Annotated in this window: 21 protein-coding genes, 1 tRNA gene and 1 pseudogene; 16 read left to right on the top strand and 7 right to left on the bottom strand. The window is 60.6% G+C overall.

Translation table 11 applies throughout. The features are described 5' to 3' along the window. The gene (locus BRD58_RS09850; RefSeq protein WP_073382588.1) at positions 1–4,563 is read right to left on the bottom strand and encodes a CHASE domain-containing protein; all 4,563 of its coding nucleotides are present in this window, start codon (positions 4,561–4,563) and stop codon (positions 1–3) included. Positions 4,564–5,684: 1,121 nt separating this feature from the next. Beyond that, entirely contained in the window at positions 5,685–5,885 is a 201-nt protein-coding gene (locus BRD58_RS09840; RefSeq protein WP_012848748.1) for a hypothetical protein, read from the bottom strand. Positions 5,886–6,191: 306 nt separating this feature from the next. On the opposite strand from BRD58_RS09840, the gene BRD58_RS09835 reads away from it, so the two are divergent. Further along, a complete protein-coding gene (locus BRD58_RS09835) occupies positions 6,192–6,587 on the top strand; it encodes an acyl-CoA thioesterase (protein WP_015461580.1) in 396 nt (131 codons plus the stop codon). Between the two features lie 126 nt (positions 6,588–6,713). Then, entirely contained in the window at positions 6,714–7,145 is a 432-nt protein-coding gene (locus tag BRD58_RS09830) for a universal stress protein (protein ID WP_073382580.1), read from the top strand. A gap of 27 nt (positions 7,146–7,172) precedes the next feature. Here the strand turns inward: BRD58_RS09830 and BRD58_RS09825 are convergent, their stop codons facing one another. Then, the gene (locus BRD58_RS09825) at positions 7,173–7,523 is read right to left on the bottom strand and encodes a nitrous oxide-stimulated promoter family protein (RefSeq protein ID WP_015461578.1); all 351 of its coding nucleotides are present in this window, start codon (positions 7,521–7,523) and stop codon (positions 7,173–7,175) included. 477 nt (positions 7,524–8,000) lie between these two features. Here BRD58_RS09825 and BRD58_RS09820 point away from each other — a divergent pair, with 477 nt between their 5' ends. The 5 genes from BRD58_RS09820 (at position 8,001) to BRD58_RS09805 (ending at position 10,715) form a co-directional block, all read left to right on the top strand. Then, positions 8,001–8,519, top strand: a complete 519-nt coding sequence (locus BRD58_RS09820; protein ID WP_225857125.1) for a YfiR family protein — start codon at positions 8,001–8,003, stop codon at positions 8,517–8,519. Between the two features lie 64 nt (positions 8,520–8,583). Further along, complete coding sequence (locus BRD58_RS09815) at positions 8,584–9,750, top strand: diguanylate cyclase domain-containing protein (RefSeq protein ID WP_012848742.1); 1,167 nt, start codon at positions 8,584–8,586, stop codon at positions 9,748–9,750. 22 nt (positions 9,751–9,772) lie between these two features. Next, positions 9,773–10,261, top strand: coding sequence for an OmpA family protein (locus BRD58_RS09810; protein ID WP_012848741.1), 489 nt, complete (start codon positions 9,773–9,775; stop codon positions 10,259–10,261). Positions 10,262–10,382: 121 nt separating this feature from the next. Next, the gene (locus tag BRD58_RS18100) at positions 10,383–10,523 is read left to right on the top strand and encodes a hypothetical protein (protein WP_165362055.1); all 141 of its coding nucleotides are present in this window, start codon (positions 10,383–10,385) and stop codon (positions 10,521–10,523) included. A 104-nt stretch (positions 10,524–10,627) separates the two neighbouring features. After that, positions 10,628–10,715, top strand: a tRNA-Ser gene (locus BRD58_RS09805). 96 nt (positions 10,716–10,811) lie between these two features. Here the strand turns inward: BRD58_RS09805 and BRD58_RS09800 are convergent. The 4 genes and pseudogenes from BRD58_RS09800 to kduI form a co-directional block, all read right to left on the bottom strand. Next, positions 10,812–12,017 (bottom strand): YadA-like family protein, encoded by a 1,206-nt coding sequence (locus BRD58_RS09800; RefSeq protein WP_073382575.1) that lies wholly within the window; start codon positions 12,015–12,017, stop codon positions 10,812–10,814. A gap of 711 nt (positions 12,018–12,728) precedes the next feature. Next, on the bottom strand, positions 12,729–12,980 hold the full coding sequence (locus BRD58_RS09795) for a hypothetical protein (RefSeq protein WP_012848737.1): 252 nt from the start codon (positions 12,978–12,980) through the stop codon (positions 12,729–12,731). A 406-nt stretch (positions 12,981–13,386) separates the two neighbouring features. Further along, a pseudogene (gene kduD, locus BRD58_RS09790) lies at positions 13,387–14,147 on the bottom strand (2-dehydro-3-deoxy-D-gluconate 5-dehydrogenase KduD). Positions 14,148–14,212: 65 nt separating this feature from the next. Further along, positions 14,213–15,049, bottom strand: coding sequence for a 5-dehydro-4-deoxy-D-glucuronate isomerase (gene kduI / locus BRD58_RS09785; RefSeq protein ID WP_073382570.1), 837 nt, complete (start codon positions 15,047–15,049; stop codon positions 14,213–14,215). 416 nt (positions 15,050–15,465) lie between these two features. Between kduI and BRD58_RS09780 the strand changes: the two genes are divergently transcribed. The 9 genes from BRD58_RS09780 (at position 15,466) to ycfP (ending at position 22,159) form a co-directional block, all read left to right on the top strand. Further along, a complete protein-coding gene (locus BRD58_RS09780) occupies positions 15,466–15,981 on the top strand; it encodes a Spy/CpxP family protein refolding chaperone (RefSeq protein ID WP_041692750.1) in 516 nt (171 codons plus the stop codon). Between the two features lie 421 nt (positions 15,982–16,402). Continuing rightward, complete coding sequence (locus BRD58_RS09775; RefSeq protein WP_012848732.1) at positions 16,403–16,921, top strand: Spy/CpxP family protein refolding chaperone; 519 nt, start codon at positions 16,403–16,405, stop codon at positions 16,919–16,921. Positions 16,922–18,236: 1,315 nt separating this feature from the next. After that, positions 18,237–18,587 (top strand): purine nucleoside phosphoramidase, encoded by a 351-nt coding sequence (hinT, locus tag BRD58_RS09760; protein ID WP_012848729.1) that lies wholly within the window; start codon positions 18,237–18,239, stop codon positions 18,585–18,587. A gap of 30 nt (positions 18,588–18,617) precedes the next feature. After that, complete coding sequence (locus BRD58_RS09755; RefSeq protein ID WP_078057731.1) at positions 18,618–19,010, top strand: YcfL family protein; 393 nt, start codon at positions 18,618–18,620, stop codon at positions 19,008–19,010. Positions 19,011–19,035: 25 nt separating this feature from the next. Continuing rightward, positions 19,036–19,626, top strand: a complete 591-nt coding sequence (gene lpoB, locus BRD58_RS09750) for a penicillin-binding protein activator LpoB (RefSeq protein WP_073383898.1) — start codon at positions 19,036–19,038, stop codon at positions 19,624–19,626. Next, entirely contained in the window at positions 19,616–19,987 is a 372-nt protein-coding gene (locus BRD58_RS18235) for a hypothetical protein (protein WP_236721583.1), read from the top strand. Before lpoB ends, BRD58_RS18235 begins: the two co-directional genes overlap by 11 nt. Continuing rightward, positions 19,882–20,457 carry a phosphotransferase gene (locus tag BRD58_RS09745; RefSeq protein ID WP_321970054.1) on the top strand — a complete coding sequence of 192 codons (576 nt, stop codon included), beginning with the start codon at positions 19,882–19,884 and terminating at the stop codon, positions 20,455–20,457. The genes BRD58_RS18235 and BRD58_RS09745 overlap by 106 nt, the downstream gene beginning before the upstream one ends. Before the next feature lie 39 nt (positions 20,458–20,496). Further along, positions 20,497–21,519 (top strand): beta-N-acetylhexosaminidase, encoded by a 1,023-nt coding sequence (gene nagZ / locus BRD58_RS09740; protein WP_073382562.1) that lies wholly within the window; start codon positions 20,497–20,499, stop codon positions 21,517–21,519. Between the two features lie 97 nt (positions 21,520–21,616). Then, positions 21,617–22,159, top strand: a complete 543-nt coding sequence (gene ycfP, locus BRD58_RS09735) for an alpha/beta hydrolase YcfP (protein ID WP_012848724.1) — start codon at positions 21,617–21,619, stop codon at positions 22,157–22,159. Positions 22,160–22,171: the final 12 nt, after the last annotated feature.

The following is a 22,171-nucleotide window of genomic DNA, read 5'->3' as shown; positions in this document are numbered from 1 at the left end:
TCAATCCATTTCCTTATCGGTTGACGATGCTTGGGCTAGCCACTGGCGGCAAATCGCCTGTGCCCGATTAAAGTCGAGCCGATTGACGGCGGCATCCAGCGTTTTCAGCGTGTCGCCCAGCGATTGCCCCTGCGGGCTGGCGGCCAGACGCCGCATCTGCTCCAGCGCCGCCATGTCGCTGCGCTCCAGCAGGGCGATCAGATCGTGTAGCTGGGTCTGCAGCGGCGGCGCGGGCGGCTGGGCCTGCGTCGTCGCCGCCGCCGTCGGCGGCAGATCGTCGGCGAGGCGCTGACAAAACGCGATCAGCGCGGGCTCCCGGCGGCGGCACAGCGTCGCGACGGCCAGCGCCGTCTCGCGCAGCTCGGCGCTCAACAGTCCCCCCGGCGCCTGGCGCAGACGGGCCTCGCCGTCGCGCGCCGCGGTGAACAGGGCATCCTGCCCCAGCTGGGCGGCCAGCCCTTTCAGGGTATGCAGCGAGCGCGTCGCGGCGGCCAGATCCTGGTCGTCCAGCTGACGGGTTAAGCTGTCGGGAAAATCGTGCAGCTCGCCGAGGAACAGGCTCAGCAGATGCTGGTAGAGCGCCAGGTCACCCTCCAGCCGCTCCAGCGCGCCGCTCAGCGAAATTCCCGCCTGGGCCGCCGCCTGCGTCAGCCCCTCTGGCAGGGCCGACGGCGGCGGGGGCGGCTCGGTTTCCGGCGCGGGCGCCGGGAGGGTGGGCAGGTGTTTTTGAATCGCATGGATGAGCTCTCGCAGGTTAAAGGGCTTGCCGATGTGGTCATTCATCCCGGCGGCCAGGCACTCCTGGCGATCGGAGGCCATGGCATTGGCGGTCATGGCGATGATCGGCAGGCTGCGCAGGCCAAGGTGGCGGCGGATATACTGGGTGGCGTTGATGCCGTCCATGACCGGCATCTGGAGATCCATCAGCACCAGGTCAAACCCCTGCGGGCTGGCCCGCAGGCGGTCGACAGCCTCTTGTCCCTGGGCGGCCAGGGTGATGCTGGCGCCCTCATCCTCCAGCAGCTCTCGGGCGATTTGCTGGTTATTCAGATTGTCCTCCACCACCAGGATACGGACGCCGCTGAGCTGTTTGCCCGTGGCGCGCGCGCGCGGGGCCGGCAGGGCGATCGCCTGCTGGCTCGACTCCTGCCGCGCATGCAGCGCGCTGAGCACCGTCTCCAGCAGGATCTGCGGCGTGACCGGCTTCACCAGAAAGCCATCCAGTACCCCCTGTTCTTCGCTGCTGCGCTGGAGCAGGCAGTCGCGATCGTTGGCGGTCACCATCACCAGCAGCGGCATCGAGGTATCCGGTATCTGCTGGTGCAGGCGCTGAATGGTCTGCCAGCCGTCCAGGCCCGGCATCAGCCAATCGACAAACATCACATCGTAGTGGGTGCCCGCGCGCTGCTGCTCGGCAATGCGCGCCAGCGCCTGCTCGCCGGAGCCTGCGGTGTCGACCTCCCAGCCCAGGGTGGTCCCCATGCGCTGCAGCAGGGTGCAGGCGGTCGGGTTGTCATCCACCATCAGGACATGCAGCCCGGCCAGGGTCAGACGCTGCGACTGATCGTCGGGGTGCGCGTCGGCCGCGGCCAGCGGAAGGGTCAGGGTGAAGTGGAACAGGCTGCCTTTGCCGGGCTCGCTCTCAACCTGCAGGGTGCCGCCCATCATGGTGACAAAGCGTTGGCTGATGGAGAGCCCAAGGCCGGTGCCGCCGAAGCGGCGGGTGATGGAGGCCTCGGCCTGAGAGAAACCGCTGAAGATGGCGCGCTGTTTTTCCGGCGCGATACCGATGCCGGTGTCGCGAACGCCGAAGTGCAGGGTGACCGTCTGCTGATCCTGGGCCAGCAGCCTGATAAAGAGGGTCACCTCGCCCCGTTCGGTAAACTTGAGCGCATTGCCGCCCAGATTAATCAGGACCTGCTGCAGTCGCAGGCTGTCGCCGACCAGCCAGTGCGGCAGGCTCGGATCGATATCGAAGAGCACCTCGACCGGCTTTTGGCGTGAGCTGCTGGAGAGAATGACGGCCAGATCCTGCAGTAGGTTGCACAGGCTGAAGGGCTCGGTCTCCAGCTCCATTTTGCCGGCCTCGATCTTGGAATAGTCGAGAATGTCGTTGAGCAGGCGCAGCAGCGCGCGCGCCGCCGCCTCGCTCTTGGTGGCGTAGTCGGCCTGACGGTGGGTCAGGCCGGATTTCAGCAGCAGGGTGAGCATGCCCAGAATGGCGTTGAGCGGGGTGCGCAGCTCATGGCTCATATTGGCCAAAAAGGCAGACTTGGCCTGATTGGCGTTTTCCGCCGCCAGCTTGGCGGCCTGCAGGGTGGCTTCGGCCTGGCGCTGGCGGGTGATGTCGCGGTTGATGCCGACCAGCATCAGGGTATCCCCGATGCCCTGCTGCTCGACGACGGCGGCGGATTCGATGATGCGCTCCTGATCGCCGACCCGGATGCGGAAGCGCTGGCGACATACGTGCCCCTGTCCGGCGCGCAGGGTCTCCTGCAGCGTGGCATCGACCTCTTCAACGTCGTCCGGGTGGATCAGCGTGTGCCAGTAGGCGTACAGCCGGTGGGGGTCCTGCATCTCCGGGGGAATGGCGTAGATGGCGTTCATGGTCTCGTCAAAGATCAGCGTACCGTCGGCCATGCTCCAGCTCCACACCCCGAGCTCGGCGACCTCGGTGGCGCGCAGCAGCTGGTTGCGCGCGATGCTCAGGTTGGTCTGCAGCGTTTTGGCCTGGGTAATATCAAACTGAATGGAGATGTATTTATCGATCTGTCCGTCGGCGTCTTTGAACGGCGCGATGGTGGTATCGACCCAGTACACCCGGCCATCTCTGGCCCGATTACACACCTCGCCGCGCCAGGGTTGCCCCGCCAACAGCAGCTCCCACGCCTGGCGCCAGAAGGCCGGGGACTGGGTACCGGAGTTGACGATAGAGGGGGGCTGCCCCAGCAGCGCCTCGCGCGGGTAGCCGGTGATTTGGCAGTAGGCGTCGTTGACCTCGATCAGCCGACGGTGGCGGTCGGTGATGGCGATGATGCCGTGCACGTTAAGCGTCGCCAGCAGCGCATCGTTGTCGCGCAGCGCCGCCTCCAGCCGGTGCTGGGTATTCTTGCGCTCGGTAATATCGGATTCGACGGCCATAAAACCGATCAGTCGGTGCTCCGCGTCGTAGCGCGGCTGGATCTCCATTTCGATCCAGTACTCCTCGCCGGCGCGGCCGCGGTTGAGCAGTTCCCCCTTAAACGCCAGGCCGCGATCCAGCGCCTGGTGCACCGCCTGTATCACCCGCGGATCGGTTTTTTCACACTGCAGCAGCGCGCCGGGCACCTTGCCGAGAACGTCGTCGTGGCGATAGCCGGTGATGCGCTCGAAGCCATCGTTTACCCAGGTGATCCGCCGCTGGGGGTCGGTGAGGATCACCGCGTTGGAGGTGTTGCGCGCCACCAGCGCCAGACGCTCCAGATCGGCGGTCATGCCCTGCGCCAGCCGTTCGGCGCGGAAGCGGCCAAGGATTTGCTGGCGCAGCAGGCTGGTGAATAGCACGCTCAGCAGTACGCCGAAGGTAAACAGTAGCCAGGGTGAGTAGTAGTTTATCGAGGCCTCAAAATGGGAGGTGCTGCTGATGCGCAGCATCATGGTACGCCCCGGCAGGGATAGCGGCAGGGTGTGGATAAAGACGCGGGCGCGCATCTCCTGGGGCGAATGGTCATCGATGATGCCGTGCTGCAGGCGCTTGCTGCCGTCGGCGTCAAAGATCAGGTTGTCGCTGTTCATCTCGCCGCGGGTGTCATACAGCTCGATATCTACCCGCCCGGAGGCGTACTCGGGAATGTTGTTGAGCAGATCGGCGATGACCAGCGGGGAGTAGATCACGCCGAGCAGCGCGGCGCGGCGCTGCTCCGGGGTCTGCAGCAGCGCCGCATCGACGGCGTAGACCGGCAGGTAGAGCAGCGCCCCGGGCTGCTGTTTGCTGTCCTGAACCAGGTGGATATGGCCGGTCAGGGTGGGAAGACCGCTGTCGATGGCCTGCTGCAGCCCGGCCCAGCGCACCGCTTCGGAGCGCAGATCCAGCCCCAGCGCGGCCTGGTTGGGCGTCAGCGGCTGGACGTATTTAACCAGGTACAGCTCGGGATCGTGCTGCGGCTGGATCTGGTGGGGGGTGAAGTCGATCTTGTCGTCGATGCGCGCCTGCTGCACAAAGCGCGATAGATCGGCGCGGGCCACGCGCTGAATAAAGCCGATGCCGCGCACCCCGGGGTACTCTCTGGGCAGATCCAGCGCGCGAACGTAGTCGCTAAACTGGTCGTAGCTGACCTGGTGATAGGTGGTGTATAGCCCGCTGACGGCGCTCAGCCCGTAGAGGGGCTGGGTAAAGCGTCTGCTGATCTCGCCGGAGACCCGTTCAACGTTGCGGGCAAAGTCGGCCTCTGTATTGCTTTTGATTTGGTTATACAGCCAACGGGCACCGGCGGCGGATAACAGGATGCCCAGCACCAGCACCGCCAGCGAGAGGCGATAGGCGGCGGTCGTGGGAGTGACTGTCTGCGTCGTATGGAGTGCCATGGGGGATCCTGGTTAGATTCATCGTGCGCTCTCTCAATAGGCTAGTTCAATTTTTCTGAGGCGGTCAAAAAGCGCCGCCGGTATTTGTTGCCACGGTGCTTGGTTTCTGTTTACACACCACCTGGTGATGGCTGACGTATCGTCAACACTGACTCATATTGCATAACATTTGCCGTCAGCGTGAAACGGGGAGATGCCAGGCGGGGCGCGGTCTGGCGAGGTGTTTTGCTCAAAAATATTTTGAATGATTAAAAAAAGTTTGGATTGCGTGTTGATTAATGCCGGGAATGCGCTAATATCTCTCTCGAAATAGAGATATAGCTCACACTTTTAAGGAGTTTAAGATGAAACAAGTTAAATCCTTTATGCACGATCTGAACTCGGTTCTGCTGCAGCTGACCTCACAGAACTACTACTAAGCATAGCGGCACGCACGCGGCCTATCGGGCTGCGTGCCCGACAGCCATCGACGTATTCCAGCCGTTCCAGCCGTTCAAGTCGTTCAAGCCGTTCAAGCCGTTCAAGCCGTTCAAACTGTTCAAACTGTTCAAACCGTTTAACTCATTCAAATCGTTTAAACTCTCTGCCTCTGCCTCTGCCTCTGCCTCTGCCTCTGCCTCTGCCTCTGCCTCTGCCTCTGCCTCTGCCTCTGCCTCTGCCTCTGCCTCTGCCTCTCGCGATGACGCGCGCGATCCCGTCGCTCGGCGAATGGGATGGGGCAGGGGGAGCATCGCCGTATTCGGCGTCATGGGGCTGTCATTGGTCTGTGTCAGGAGTCCCGCGGGGGGACATAAAGAAAGATGGCGGGAGTGTGAGCCCCATCATGCGGCGGACTGGCGCTTTATGGGCGAACGGGTAGAGTAAGACTGGGTATCCCTCCAAAGGAGTCACACATGAAGCTGTTCAGGCAAATCCTGCGTAGCTGCCATGTCAGTTATCTGGTCAGTCTCTTGGCGCTTATTGCATTCGGTCCCCGTGAACCCACGGTACGCGAGGAGCGCTAGGCGCCGCGCGCGTAGCGCAGGCGGCACGGTGTAGTTCGCGGTGGGGCGCGTCTGTCGTCCTCGACGGGCGCAGGTCGGCGGCGCGCCCCAATTTACCGCTATCCCCTCGCCGCGTCGTTAGCGCGGCTTTTCACTTTCATCGCGATAGACTTCACCGCAGAATAACACCACGTTAGGGCGACGCTGGTGCAGGCGATCTATCATCCGCTGGCACTCGACGCGGGTCGGGTAAATATCCTCTGTGACCGGCAGGGCATCACAGGCATCGTGGCCACAGGGGCTGACCAGCAGAACAAATCCGATTAACGCATCTGCCATCTATCTATCCCATTCCTCAGGGGTTATGTGGGGGGATCCCGCGTCGCGGGCGCCCGTGGCACCGTCGGTGCGCCGGCGTTTGCTCAGCGCGTCCCGGCGCCGGTGGGGCCGCCCTGGCTGAGCGTCGATGCCACCGTGCGTCGCTCGCCGCGGGACACCGACTATTCATATAGTGTATATGGTGCGTATTATGCAGAATTTCAATCTGCTATAGCCAGGAATGGTAAAATATGTGGCCTGGGTAGCACCTGGCCTGTGTTAATATCGTCGGCTCTATACGATCCATATCAGCTGTATACCATCGCAATGAACTCACCTGCTATCGAACAAAAAATAACGCAATCGGCGACCCGCGTTGCTAAGGTCGTGTTTCCTACCACCATCAACCACCACGCTACGCTGTTTGGCGGCACCGCCCTGGCCTGGATGGACGAGGTTTCCTTTATTACCGCGACCCGCTTTTGCCGTAAGCGTCTGGTGACGGTCTCCACCGAGCGGATTAACTTTCAGCATCCTATCCCCTCGGGCTCTATCGTCGAGCTGGATGGGCGAGTGACGCGCGTCGGGCGCACCAGCCTGACGGTAAGCGTGACCATCTTCCTGGAAGACATGTACCGCGAGGGCCGGGAAGAGGTGATTAACGGCCAGTTTAACTTTGTCGCGGTGGATGATGATGGCCGTCCTGTGCCATTGTTTGATTAATTATTCTCCTAATCCGCCTGCCAGTAGGGAAAAATGTTAACTGGCTCCATAAACCGGACGCCCATGCCCCTTTTTGGGTATGGCGGTGATAACATCCCATCAGGCAAGCGTAACAGGAGATTAACGATGTATAAGACGATTTTGGTTCCTGTCGATCTGGACGAGATGGCGTTGACTCAGGCCGCGCTGCAGGAGGTCAACGCGCTGGCGGCCCAGGAGGCCGTGCAGATCTGTTTGCTTTATGTCATGCAGGTGCCCGACTGTTCACTCAGTCGCCTGAATAAAGAGACCCTGCGCTTTGAGGATATTCTGGCGGAAGAGTGCATGAATAAGATGCAGGCGCTGGCGGAGACGATCGCCCTGAGCGACCCCAGCAGCGTGAGCTGCCAGATCCGGAAGGGGTCTATCTACGATGAGGTGCTGAAGGAGGCCGCGGAGATCGGCGCCGATCTGATCGTCGTTGGCTCGCGTCGCCCCAGTATGTCCACCTACCTGCTGGGCTCTAACGCCACCAAGATCGTGCGCTACGCGACCACCAGCGTCTTGGTGGTGCGCTAAACGCCTCCGGTCGGGCGTCGCCGACCTTCAGCGGCGCTCCCGGCGGCGGTATTTTTCCGGCAGCGGCGGCACCGGCCGCCGATCGTCCAACAGATGGCGCAGGGCCAGAATAGGGTGGCGCCACAGCATGCGCGGCCCGGCCCAGCGCATCACCGCCTTCATCTCCTCTCGCTTGGCCGGCTGATAGCAGTGGATTGGACAGCGTTTGCACGCGGGTTTGTCCTCGCCGAACGGGCAGCGCGCCAGGCGCTGACAGGCATACTGATACAGCTGATCGAAATGGGTTGCCTCGGAATGCAGCGCATCGGGCGCCGCGGACTGATAGAGCCGTATCATGCACTGGATCGTTAACTGTTCGCGTAGGATCCGCTTTCCCATCGTATTGTCTCCCGCTGGCCGTGCGGCCTATCTTAGCAAAAATTGCGTTGAATAAATGAAATAACCCGCCGCGCCGTTTAGGCCATGGCCAATAGGCTTTTATCTTGCGCAATATATAATTGGATTTTAATCCGCTCCCCTTATTGTGCCGCGATCCCCGATCGACCGTGATTAAAGAAAACGGCAAATGCACCGATAGAGAGTAAGAGGATTTAAGCGCCGTATATAAATAATGGCGCGGTGAGAGGGTCATCTCTCTCTGCGGGGAGCGACGCGGCTTTCCGCGCGGATTCGCGCGGGGGCAAGAAAAATCCTATTGTTTACTTGTGTACTTTTTTTACACTTAATGGTTTCATCCTCGGGGCGGATGGTTGCAGGGAGCCGCGTCCCTGAGCATCAGAGAAAATACCGGGGAGTCGCTGAGCCTGCTGCATGAATGTCACAATGTTTCATCCGCTTAAAAAATGGCTAGTGGGTATGATGGCCGTCAGTTTGCTGGCAGGAGGCGCACTTCTGCCGGCCGGTATGGCTGTCGCCGCATTACCGGCAGATAGCCTGCAGAGTATGCGGGAGCGTGATGTCGCGCGTATCGTAACCGGGATGATTAGCTTTACCCGTTGGCCGACGCCGTCTGAACCCATTCGTCTATGCATTATTCCACCGACGCATTATGCCCGGCAGCTGCTATCCATGCCGCCTACGCCGCGGCTTACCGTACAGGAGGTTGCCTTTGCACCGCAGAATATTTTACAGCGGTGCGACGTGGCCTATTACGGCGATATCAGTCCGGCGCTGCAGCAGTCTGTTATGGCGCAGCTGCAGGGAAAAGGCCTGCTGACGATCGCGGAAGGTAACCGTGAATGCGTTAAAGGCAGCGCCTTTTGTCTGCAGGTGGGGGAGCATAACGTCACTTTTGAGCTGAATCTGGATACGCTGGCACGCAGTAACATACAGGTAAACCCTAATGTGCTGCTCTTGGCAAAGAAAAAAGGGTAACAGGGTGAAACGCTTATTTTCCAAGAGAGCCAGATCACGCACGGATCGCCCGACGCTGCGCCGCATGTTTCAGCGTATTCATATCATGATCATTGCGGTGACGCTGCTGCTGGCCGGTATTCCGCTGTCGCTGCTGTCACTGTTTACGCTGCGTACCTACGCGGAGCATAACCTGCATTTGGTGGCCATGACCATCAGCTACACCAGCGAGGCGGCGGTGGTCTTTAACGATAAGCCGGCGGCGTTGGATGCCCTGAATATGATAGCCAAGCGCGAGCAGATCGCCGAGGCGACGATCACCGATGTACAGCATCAGGTCTGGGTGCGCTGGAACTCCTCTACGCCGTCCCATGAGTCGCTAAACCGCCTGCTGCGCGGCTGGCTGCTGCCCAGTTCGGTCAGCGGCCCTATCGAACACAATGGCCAGCTGATCGGCTTTGTGACCCTGAAGGCGGACGGCTCGATGCTGATGCGTTTCTTGGGCTATCTGCTGCTGGGGCTGCTGTGCTGCCTGATCCTGATCGCCCTGCTGTCGCTGTATCTGGTGCGGCGTATGCATGCCGGTATTGTGGACGAGCTGTATGCGATCGCCAAAGTGGCCCGCCAGGTGCGCGAGCAGCGCACCTATTCATTACGGGTGCCCCATTCACAGATCGCCGAGATCGAGGAGCTGAGCCGGGGCTTTAACAGCCTGCTGACGGAGGTCGAATCGCAGCATACGCTGCTGATCAATGAAAATGGGGTGCTGACCTATAAGGCGCTGCACGATCCGCTGACCGGCCTGCCTAACCGCACCTGCTTTATGAACATGCTGGAGAGTTTTAATCCGCGCCAGGAGCGGGTCTGCGTCATGTTTCTTGACGGAGACGGTTTTAAGGCGGTTAACGATACCTGGGGCCATGCGGCGGGGGATCGGGTGCTGGTGGAGGTGGCCAGCCGCCTGAGCCAGCAGATCCGCAAGACGGATATGGTGGCACGCCTTGGCGGGGATGAGTTTGCCATCCTGCTGCGCAATATTGAAGCGCCGCGAGAGGCGGAGCGGGTCGCCCGCGGCATCCTGCAGGCGGTTCCGCAGCCGATTGTTTTGAGCAACGGCGTCCGGGTCAGTATGACCTTCAGTATCGGTTTTACGCTGTCGTCTCCTCATAGCCAACCGGCCGCGCTACTGGATAAGGCCGATGCCGCCATGTATCGCAGTAAGCAGCGCGGCGGCGGTTGGAGCGTACTTTAACAGGCAAGGGAATCACACCACGATGCGAATACAACAACGAAAGGGCTGGGCTTTGGGGATAACGCTGGGCTGCGCGCTGTTAAGCGGCTGTCAGCATCAGGCGACGTTTTCGCCTCAGCAGATTGCCGTCCTGCAGCAGCAGGGCTTTACGCCGACGCCGGAGGGGTGGAGCTTTGGCATGTCGGAGAAGGTGCTGTTCGGGAATAATCAGGCGACGCTGCGTCCGGAGAGCCAGGCGCATGTGGCCGAGCTTGGGCATGCGCTGTCGCAGGTGGCTATCCTGCACGCTCGTCTCGATGGCTATACCGACAACTACGGAACGGATCAGTACAATCAGCAGCTGTCGCTGAAGCGGGCCGATAAGGTGGCGGATGCCATGGCCAGCGGTGGGATGCCGCGGGCGAACCTGACGACGCGCGGCATGGGGAAAAGCAACCCGATCGCCGACAACGCGACCCGTCAGGGCCGGGCGGAGAACCGACGCGTTGCGATCGTGATCCAGGCGCCGTAGCCGATCGCCGCGGCCGCGTTACCGCGGTCGTTAAATCCTCCGTCAACTTTACATTTCTCATACAAATATTGAACCCGTTGGGTATAGGCTTTATCTGAAATACGTTGACGAGGAGGAGCCTATGAATAGCAGAAGGTTGCAGGTCGCACGCTGCGTGGCCAAGTATGCATTGGCCTGCCATAGCGCCAGTCGCTGGAATACGGCGATGAAGATGCTAAAAGCGTCTCTGGGCGACGTCAAAACCCGTCGGCTACAGGGTTGAGCAGCGGTGGGGCAAAGGGGCTGTTCATTTGCTAGCCGGTTGAGTAAAAAGATGATTTTAGGACTGGACAAGGGGCTCGGAGCCGATTAATATCCTCAGCCATTGGAAGGATGGCTGAGTGGTTTAAGGCAGCGGTCTTGAAAACCGTCGAGTGTAACAGCTCCCAGAGTTCGAATCTCTGTCCTTCCGCCAAATTCAAACCCCGCGCATCGCGCGGGGTTTTTCGTTTCGTCCTCCCGCATCCCCTCTGCTTTTTTCTCCGTCAGCGTCCGCTGGGGCGGGGGTAACTCAGTTAAATTCGTAGTTGACGCCGACGTTATACTCCAGTGAGTTGTCATTGAAGGCGGCGCCGGCTTTGGCCGCCAACTGATGGGTAAAGCGGTAGCCCACGCCGACGGCGACGGCCTGCTGATCCTTATAGCCGCCCAGCGCGGCGCTGGCGTTGAACTTACCGATGCTATAGGGCTGGAATAGTCCGGCCAGCGCGGCATCTTTGGCGGCGATCTGCCGCATTTCATGGCGGTTGTTGTCGATCTGATGCTGCATGGCGCCAAGATGACGGCTGACGCCGCTTTGCCACGCATTGACCGCTCGCCAGTTACGCTGAATTGTCTGCGCATTGCGATGGATACGCTGGCCGTTGTCGCGGACCTCCTGCGCGTTGGCGGTGATCAGCTGACCGTTATCGTCGATTTGCTGACTGTTTCCGGCAATATTCTGCTGGTTAGCGTGAATGCTGACGCTATTGTGCAGCAGCTGCTGCTGACGCTGCTGTCCTGCCTTGGCCACGCTGTTCAGCTGCCCGAGATTCACGGCGTCGGTAGACTGTGTGCCAGCGGCGACGTGGGTGAGCTGGCGCTGATGGGCGGCGTCACCGAATGAGACGCTCTGGCTGCGCTGGTTAGTGCTGTGATCGCCGATGCTGACGGCATTGGTGGTGCCGCTGGCCACGCTGGCATGATCGCCGATGGCGACGCTGCTGCGGGCGTTGTCGCCGACGCTGGCGTCGCTGCCCAAGGCGACGGCGCCGCTGGCATTGTCGCCGACGCGGCTAAAGGTGCCAATGGCGTTAGCGCCCGCGGCCGCGCTGCCGACGCTGGCGGTGTCGCCGATGGCATTGGCGCCGGCGGCGTCGGCGTGGACATGGCTATTGATCCCGATGGCGTTACTGCCGACGTTATTGCTGTCGATCTGGCTGCCGCTGCCAATGGCGGTGGCGCCGTCGGCCTTGCCCTGGATCGCGGCTTGGCTGCCGATGGCGATGCCATCAAGGGATGACGTGATCGCGGCACCGACCCCGACGGCGACGGCGCTGTGGGCTCCGGTCGTCACATGGGCGCCGTTACCCAAGGCGATGGCGTTTTGGCTATCGGCCAGCGCGCCGCCGGCCTGGTAGCTACCGCTGAGGGCTGCGCGGGTAGGCGCAGCGTAAGCCAGTGGGGTCGTGAGGGGAAGAAGAGAGAGGAGTAAAATGAATTGACGGTTTTTCATCATTTATATGGCCAATTTTCTACGTGAGACGCTTGCCGCAAATAACGGGGTTATTCCGGCCCGATGAACAGACCCTTCGCTAAAGTTGTCTGTTGATGTAATTGGATGAGGCAGCTAAAGAAAGCGATGGCTTATTTTCTAACGTTATTAGCGCAAATGCTTTCGCTGCGGGGGAATATACGGTCGCACAGGGGGATTGGCTATATCAGACTATTCTGCTGTCCATTTTTTACGGGTTTTGCTAGAGCCGCACCATTAGCGTTGAATTTTAACATAAGCGTTATTTTTAGATTAATATTCTTTTTATTTTGTATTATTTGAGATAACAATCTAATATTGACGTACTGCTGATTCCGTTGAAAATAAAAATGCGTCCGCGGCGTTACCGTTATCTGCCATGCTAATATTTTTTCATTAATAATTGATAACACTTCTACATATTTGGTAGATAAAGTATCGCACGAGCCAAAATAAGAATTTTCTTCGTTAATAGAAATATCCTAAGTTATTTGTTGGCGCTGCTTATCTCTGCGCTAATTAAAAATTGCGGCCTGATTTTAATATGCGCCGGTGCGCTAGCGATGGGGCGACTCAGGGCAGGGAAAAGGCGTTGCGCATCATGGATACGCTACGCGGGTATGTGCTGCCCAGGCTCACTCGATGTTGGGGGGAACGCGGCATCGGGCGCGCGATGCACGCCGAGCGCGTCTGACGCTACGCCGGCAAATAGCGAACGGAGTGCTCTATCGCATCGCCCTGCGCGTCAATAATCAGGTTCCACAGGCCGCTGAAGGGGATACTGAGATAGAGCTCCCCCTGGGGCGACGGGCTGGCTGAGGACGTCGCCGCGGCCTGCTGAAGGTGTGGATTTTCATCGCTGGCCAGATGAACGGAGAAGCGATGGGCGCAGCGTACGATCAGCGTATCGCCGCCGAACAGGTTAAGACGGGTGTGAACGACCGACATGACGAACCTCCTGCACTAAGGAATCGAATAAATAAGAGATGAGTAATTTATTGTGATAGCACTCACATAAGTGAGTTTTCATAGAAGCAAAAGTTTGGCGATTAAATAATGACCAAAATCAATCTTTGTGCAGGTATCATCGACGTTACGCCGACGGCGTAAACGATAAGAAAGGCTTATCGGCCAGCGTCGCGCCGGTTTGGGAACGGTTCGGTGCGGTGGTCTGGAAACGGTTCGGTAGTCTACGGAGAGGGGACGGCTGTGCTGCTCGCGTTTCGTCATCAACCCGGGCAGGGGGAGCGGGCGTGCGGAGGGGCCCTGCGCTTGCGCCGGGAGCCCATCAGACGCGACGCGCACCCCGACAGTCAAAAGAGGGCCCCGCGCTTGCGCGGAGCCCTGCTGACGGTTAGCGGGCCAGCCAGCCCCCGTCGACGGCCAGGGTATAGCCGTTGACATAGTCGGATGCCGGAGAGGAGAGGAAGACAACCGGGCCCATCAGATCCTGCGGCAGGCCCCAGCGCGCCGCCGGAATGCGCTCCAGGATCTCCTTGTTGCGGGATTCGTCGCTGCGCAGCTGCTGAGTGTTATTGGTGGCCATATAGCCCGGTGCAATGGCGTTGACGTTGATGCCGTGCTTGGCCCACTCGTTGGCCAGCAGACGGGTCACGCCCATCACCGCGCTCTTGGATGCGGTGTAAGAGGGCACCCGGATCCCCCCTGGAAGGAGAGCATGGAGGCGATGTTGATGATCTTGCCGCCCTGTCCCTGCTCGATAAACTGACGCGCTACGGCCTGCGACAGGAAGAAGACGCTCTTAATGTTCAGGTTCATCACGTCGTCCCAGTCCTTTTCGCTGAAGTCGATGGCGTCTTGACGGCGAATGATCCCGGCGTTATTCACCAGAATATCGATATGGCCGTAGGCGGCGACGGCCTGGGCCACCAGATCCGGGATCACCGCCTGATCGCGCAGGTCGGCGGTCAGGCTGAGAAACTGACGCCCCAGCGCGCGCACTTTTTCTGCGGTTTCCGTCGGTTCAACCACGTTAACGCCGACGATATCGCAGCCGGCCTGCGCCAGACCCAGCGCCATACCCTGACCCAGACCGGTATCGCACCCGGTCACCATCGCAACTTTACCCTGCAGAGAGAATGTATCCAGAATCATGCGTCTTATCCTTTTACTAGCGCGCCGGCATTCCCGCCGGCGTGCGGATGAATGAAAAATAGCGGTTAGCGCAAATCGGTAATGGCGAGGTGGTCCATATCGTCAAAGACCTGGTTTTCACCCACCATGCCCCAGATAAAGGTGTAGGCCTGGGTACCGACGCCCGAGTGGATAGACCAGCTGGGGGAGATTACGGCCTGTTCATTGCGCATCACGATATGTCGCGTCTCCTGCGGCTGTCCCATCATGTGGAATACGCAGCTGTCCGGCGCCATATTGAAATAGAAGTAAACCTCCATGCGGCGCTCATGGGTGTGGCACGGCATGGTATTCCACAGGTTGCCCTCTTCAAGCTCCGTCAGCCCCATCGACAGCTGACAGGTCGGCAGCACCTCCGGCACCATGTACTTATTGATGGTGCGGCGATTGCTGGTCTTGGCATCGCCCAGGGTCTGCGGAGAGACATCGGCCGGGGTGATCTTGCGGTTTGGGTAGTGGGTATGGGCCGGCGCGCAGTTGTAGTAGAACTTGGCCGGATAGGTGCTATCCAGGCTGGTGAAACGCAGCGCGCGCGCGCCCTGACCGACATACAGCGCCTCACGCGGGCCGATCTCATAGCGCTCGCCGTCGACGTCAATGGCGCCGGGGCCGCCGATATTGATAACGCCCAGTTCGCGGCGCTCAAGAAAATAGCCGACGCTCAGCTGCTTTCCTACCTCGTTGCCGATAGCGACGCTTTGCGTCACGGGCATGATGCCGCCGACGATTATGCGGTCGATATGGCTGTACACCATGGTATAGCGATCGGCGTCGAAGACGGTGTCGATGAGAAACTCACGGCGCAGACCGGCGGTGTCGAGCTGCTTCGCGTGATCGCTGTGGATGCTTTGACGGACTTCCATTTTTACCTCGTTATGCTCAGTAACGCCCGACGGGCTCAGGCTCAGGCATTGGGCCGCTCCCGTGTGCTGATGAGGATCCTAACGCAATCCGTGCGGGGCTTCAATAGAAAATGAAATGCTGTTTTGATTTTTTAGAATCGTGATTGCATTTTTGTGAGATCTCCACGAGGGCTCCAGAACCCGAGGGCGCTAGGCAGTGAATCGCGCGGAGAGGGCGGGGTATTTTTAGGGGTTGTGCTGTCTATTGCTTTTTAGATAGCGGAATAGCTTGGCGGGTTACAATAATTTACGTGAATGCGCTGTTATTAGCCCGCGGAGGGGGTAAGCTCATTCGATAGGCAGTTTCCGTGCGCATGAGGGCCGCCACGGGGGGACACTCTGCGCAGTAAGACGCTGGAATCGACAAGGAGCAAAAAATGAGAAAATTGACGGTGATGGCGCTGGCGGCGTCGCTGGCGCTGGGCGTAGGGTCGGCCTGGGCACAGCCGCAGCAGAATGACGATACGCCGCCCTGCTGGCAGGACGGCGGTATGATGATGGGCTCTGGCTATCACCCTATGATGTGGCGCGACGGTCACCATGGACACTACCGCGGCGGCATGTTTGACGGGCTGAATCTCAGCGACGCGCAGCGTCAGCAGATGCGGGATATCGCGCGCCAGTATGCCGCACAGAGCGATAGCGCCGCCTGGCACGACGCCTTTAAACAGCGCCAGCAGATCATTACCGGCGACAAATTCGACGAGAATGCCGTGCGGGCGCAGCTGGATGCCTCGGGCGCCAAGCGCAATCAGCAGCTGGTGCAGCGTTTGAAGATGGAGCACCAGATGTACAGCGTGCTGACGCCGGAGCAAAAAAAGGCCTTTAACGATAACGCCGAGCGCGGCCTGCAGCGAATGCAGCAGCATCACGATCGCTGGATGCAGCAATAAAGTCAGCGAATGGGGGAGCCTCGCCGCGGCGGGGCTCCGATCCGTTCCGTCGAATTATCGGGGCAACGCTGCATTTTTGACTGGATTAATTAATCCTTTTCCTATTTAATTCTATTACTCCGCGTCGCGCTGGTTATTTTATTTATGGCGCGCCCGCGATTCCCGCCGGCGTCGTCTAGCCCACGCGGATACCTCAGCAGCGCTGAAAAACGGCGGCGCGCACGGCGGCAGGGGGATCGCGGCGCATCAATAGTCGATTTTCATCCCCACTCTTCATAATTAATCCATAATTAAGCTATTCCGCGTAATTCTGCTTTCAGTTATTTACACTGGATATAATTACTTGAACTCTTTTCAGCTAAATTTATTTCCAGGCACACGGCGAAATCACCGAACATAAATTGATACAGAGGAATTCTTAATGCGTAAAATGACGGCACTCCTTCTTGCTTCTACTCTGGCTCTGGGCGTTGGCGCGGCGAATGCGGCCGATAGCACCGCCGCACAGGCGCAGAATGGCATGGGCAATGGTGATGGTATGGGGATGATGCACCATCAAAATCAGATGATGCAGAAAAAAGGTGCCCGGCACGACGGCGGCATGCTGGCCGGGATCCAGCTGACGCCGGAGCAGCGCCAGCAGATCCGCGACATTCGTCTGCAGTTCCGCAATACGCACCCGATGCCCCATAACGTGGACCACTTTAAGCAGATGCATCAGCTCGTTGCCAGCGATAAGTTTGACGAAGCGGCCGCGCGCGCGCAGATAGAGGCCAACAACAAGACGCGCAATGACGCGGCGCTGGCCAGAATGAAGATGGAAAACCAGATCTACAATCTGCTGACCCCGGAGCAGAAGAAGCAGGTTAACCAGAATTTTGAAAAACGCGTGCAGCTGATGCTGGATCGCCAGGGGAAAATGAATCAGTCCCAGCAGTAACCCTGACGTCGCGTCGAACAACGCCCCGTACCGGGCGTCATAGGCCCACTGAAATGCGTTTTTCAGTGGGCTTTTTCATTGCAGGGGGGCACTAGCGTCCCACCCGAGTTCACCCTTGCGGGGGCGATGTGGATACCTCCTTTCAGTGGGCTTTTTCATTGCAGGGGGCACTAACGTCCCACCCGAGTTCACCCTTGCGGGGGCGATGTGGATACCTCCTTTCGCGTGGATTGGTGAGCTTGCGTCCGATAAAACATCCGCGGGGGAGATGGGCGTATGCCAGCGTTTGCTGACGGGGGCATATCCGATTATGCGTTACCGGGTGAGCCTATTTCCGCCGTCGATCATAAAATGTGCCGTCAATGTATGCCGTCGCACGTGTACTGCCTGACCTTTAGGGGGATGGGATTTTACATTGTGGAATATTGGCCGCTATGCCGCGTCATCGACATCAAACAATAAATAATATGCCGGAATTTTTGGTATTGATCTCCCGGATAACTTTATCAGAAACCGGAGCGATACGGATTTTGCCACCCTTACTAAAGGTGATACGGTGACTCACGCTCTTCGCCGCGGGCAAAACCTGAGCAGACACCGTTTATTTATTCAGGATAATGGCCATGCACTTGCCGGCGTTTCCGTTGAATAGCCAATCCTAAACACCCTGTATCGACCGTTTCTGCTAGCAGGGCGCGCTCGTCAGCAGGTAAACGCCCCTCGTCCTTGTCATTCAACCTCTGATCCCGTGAGCACACCCAATGCCCTGAATCATCGATGGGGACTCGCGATGACCCCCTTTCCGCGGCGGCGTGGCTTTTCCTCCGCTCCGGTTTAAAAAAAACAGATGCCGCCTTTTGCCGCTGCGCGCCCACTGGGCTAGGCTGCTTGCCGCGCGGAGTCTGTCTGGTATCGGCGGCGCACCGATATCTCTTCTCCCGTAAAACCCGCCCGGTGCCGGGTGAGCGCTTGGGCGATTCAGCCTGCGGCGGATATGCGATGGCGGGGATCGCCACCGCTGACACGCCCGGCCCGCGGCGGCGGCGGAAAAGGCGCCAGTTACGCCGTTCCGCTCGTCTAAGGCTTGAAAGCCGGACGCGCTCTACTCATACTGCTGACTGGGTTCCTTAATTCTCCGTCAATTCTCCGTCGCCTGCGGCCGAGGGGGGAATTAAGGGACTCGACGCGGGGTTGGGCCTCGCTTCGCCGGTACGATGGCTAAAGACGCTGAGCGCGGCGGCGCGTAAAGCGTGTTCCGGGCGCCGGAGCCGGCCCTTATCATCATTCTCCCTCTCTCTGTTTAAGGATATCTGTCATGGCTGAAGAGACCATTTTTAGCAAAATTATCCGCGGTGAAATTCCCGCCGATGTGGTGTACCAGGACGAACTGGTCACGGCGTTTCGCGATATTTCGCCGCAGGCGCCGAGCCATGTGCTTATCGTGCCGAATAGGCTGATCCCAACGGTGAACGATGTGCAGCCGCAGGATGAGGCGGCGCTGGGGCGGATGATCAGCGCGGCGGCAAAGATCGCGCGCCAGGAGGGGATTGATGAGAACGGCTATCGCCTGGTGATCAACTGCAACCGCGACGCGGGGCAAGAGGTGTTCCATATCCATATGCATCTGCTCGGCGGGCGTCCGCTGGGGCCGCTGCTCGCGCGCTAACCGCGGCCCGACGCCGGGTAAGGAGGGGGTATGGCAGGGAATCGCAGTTGGGCTATGCTGGCGCTGTTGACGCCGCTGTGGCTGGTCGGATGCGCGGCGCCGTCGCGGATCCCGATCAACGCGGAGCAGCGTCTGGTGATGGAGCCGGGGCTGCTGGCGGCGGGCGTCACGGCCACCGCACCGCAGATAACGGCGCAGGGGAGCGGACGCACCGCGCAGGCACAGGTCAGCTACGGTGACGGCGAGGGCGGCGCGACGCTGCCGCTGCACTACCGCTTCTATTGGTATGACGCCCGGGGACTGGAGATCGCGCCGGCGCCGGCGCCCGCCCGTCTAACGCTGCAGAGCGGGGAGAGGGTCAGGCTGACGTCGTTCAGCCGGGATCCGCAGGCGCGCCAGGTGCGGCTATACCTTTATTACTGATGGGTAACTAGGATTGAGCATAATGATAAAGAGAATGTCGGGGATCGCGCTGGCCGTGCTGCTGCTGAGCGGCTGTCAGGGACTGCTGCCGCGCGGTGAGACGCCCTCTCAGCCGCCGGCGCCAACGACGCCGGCGAAGCCCAGCGTGGTGCCGACGCCGACGCCACCGGTCGTCACCCCGGTCCCCCAGCCGCCCAAGATGACCAGCGTGGACTGGCAGGGCAGCTTTGCGCCGCTGATCGATCAGCTGCTGAGCGCGCCGGGGGTCGAGGCCGGCTCGATTCTGCTGGTGGACGGGGTGCAAAATAAAACCAACGGCCAGCTGAGTATGGCCAACGCCAGCGAGGTGCTGCGCAGCGCGCTGGCCGGTAACCCCCGGTTCCAGATGGTGTCGACGGCGCAGCTGGCGCAGGCGAAGCAGAGCCTGGGGCTGGCGGCCAATGACAGCCTTGGATCGCGTAGCAAGGCGATCGGCTTGGCGCGGCAGGTGAGCGCCCAGTATGTGCTGTATACCACCGTCAGCGGCAATGTGCAGGCGCCGCGTCTGGCGATGCAGCTGATGCTGGTGCAGAGCGGGGAGATCATCTGGTCGGGTAAAGGCCCGGTTGCGCTCTGATCCGCAGGCCATGCGGGCGGTGCTGCGTCGCCGCTTTCCCTCGCTGCCGGGCGCCGATTGGCAGTTTAGCCTGACGCAGGGGCTGAGCGGCGATAACTGGCGCGCGCAAAATGGTGACAGTGTCACCATTCTGCTGCGACCGATCACGCCGCCGCGGCGCCATCTGGGGATCGATCGGCGCCGCGAGGGGCGGGCGCTGCGGATGGGGCGGCGGCGGGGCTGGGGCCAACCTGCTATGGCACCGTTGATGGCTGGCTGCTGGCCGGCTGGCTGCCCGGCGAGACCCTGGCGCCGGGTGCGCTGTCGATGGCGCAGCTGGCGGCGCTCGTCGTGCGTCTGCACCGCCTGCCGCCGCGTCTGACGTCGCGCTCGCTGCGACGCTACTGCGCCGCCTACTGGGCGCAGCTGGCGCCCGAGCGGCGTGGCTTTCTGGCGCAGCGCGTGCACCAGCGCTGGCAGCGCCGCCGTGAGCCGCGTCCGCTTAAGCTGGCGCTGCTGCATATGGATATTCACGATGGCAATCTGATCGGCGCGGACGGCGCCGTGGGGCTGATCGACTGGGAGTACGCCGCCAGCGGCGATATCGCGCTGGATTTAGCGGCGCTGAGCCGAAACTATGCCCTGGACGGCGCCGGGCGGGCCGAGCTGGTCGCGGCCTACTGTCGTCAGGGGGGCTACCGTGACGCCGCGCGTCTGCTGCAGCAGCTGAATCGCTGGCTGGGCTGGGTGGACTATATGGCCTGGCTGTGGTTTGAACTGCGCTGGCAGCAGACGCAGCAACCTATTTACCGGCGGCAGGCCGATGTCCTGCTGCGCAATTTAACTCAATAATCCATGCGGCGCGCGGCGCCGCGAGAGAGGAGACGTCGTGTGGGCCCTGTAATGCTGGATGTCGCCGGCTATGCGCTGGATGCCGAGGAGCGAGAGATCCTGGACCATCCGTTGGTCGGTGGCGTGATCCTGTTTAGCCGTAATTTTGACGATCCGGGCCAGCTGCGCGAGCTGGTGCGCCAAATTCGCCAGGCGGCGCGCCACCCTTTACTGGTGACCGTCGATCAGGAGGGGGGACGGGTGCAGCGCTTCCATCAGGGGTTTACCCGCCTGCCGGCGGCGCAGTCCTATGCCGCGCTCAATACGCCGCAGGAGGCGCAGCGCCTGGCGCTGGAGGGCGGCTGGCTGATGGCCTGCGAGATGATCGCGATGGATATCGATCTGAGCTTTGCACCGGTGCTGGATTTGGGACACGGCAGCGCCGCCATCGGCGAGCGGGCGTTCCATCGGGAGGCGGAGAGCGCCATTCCGCTGGTGCAGGCGTTTATCGACGGGATGCACCAGGCGGGAATGAAGGCGACCGGCAAGCATTTTCCGGGGCACGGCAAGGTGAGCGCGGACTCCCATAAGGAGACGCCGATCGACGAGCGCCCGCTGGCGCAAATCGTTGAGCATGATATGGTTATTTTCAAGACGCTGAATGCGCGCGGCAGGCTGGATGCGGTCATGCCGGCCCACGTGATCTACTCACAGGCGGACTCCCGTCCGGCCAGCGGCTCACCCTACTGGCTGCAGCAGGTGCTGCGTCAGGCGCTGGGCTTCGATGGGGTGATCTTCTCGGACGACCTGTCGATGAACGGGGCGGCGGTGATGGGCAGCTACGCGCAGCGGGCGCAGGCGTCTCTGGACGCCGGCTGCGATATGGTGCTGGTCTGCAATAACCGCCAGGGCGCGATCAGCGTGCTGGACCACCTGTCCGCCGCGGGGTCGCCGCGCATCGAGCGTCTGCGTCACCGTGGTCAGGTCGATCGCGAGGGGCTGATGGGCAGCGCGCGCTGGAAGCAGGCGCATCAGGATTTGCAACGCTTACACCAGCGCTGGGAGGAGGCCAAACAGGCCTGAGAACCGGCGCCGGACAACCTTTTAGGCGCAGGGCCGCCGCGTGTCAAGGTGACCTGCGGCGTGGATGACACGTGCGGGAGACCGCTTAGGGAGACGTATGATTATTTATCTGCATGGCTTCGACTCCACCAGTCCGGGCAATCATGAAAAGGTACTGCAGCTGCAGTTTATCGATACGGACGTGCGGCTGATCAGCTACAGCACGCGTCACCCGCGGCACGACATGCAGTATCTGCTCAACGAGGTGAGCCGGGTCGTCCGCCAGGGCGACGATCCGGGCGCGCTGATTTGCGGCGTCGGGCTCGGGGGGTACTGGGCCGAGCGCATCGGTTTTCTCTGCGGCATCCGCCAGGTGATGGTGAACCCGAACCTGTTCCCGCAGGAGACGATGCCGGGGCTCATCGATCGGCCGGAAGAGTATGCGGATATCGCCACCAAGTGCGTGGATAATTTCCGCAGCCGTAACCGCGGCCGCAGTCTGGTGCTGCTGTCGCGTCACGATGAGGTGCTGGATAGCCAGCGCAGCGCCGGGCTGCTGGCGCCGTACTATGATGTGGTGTGGGATGAGCGGCAGGGACACAAGTTCCCCAGCCTGTCGCCGCATCTGCAGCGGATTCGCGCGTTCAAGAGCGTGGCCTGAGGGGCGAGGCAG

It is taken from the genome of Edwardsiella piscicida (assembly GCF_001896205.1).
Lineage (GTDB): Bacteria > Pseudomonadota > Gammaproteobacteria > Enterobacterales > Enterobacteriaceae > Edwardsiella > Edwardsiella piscicida.
This window is presented reverse-complemented; position numbering and strand designations above follow the sequence as displayed.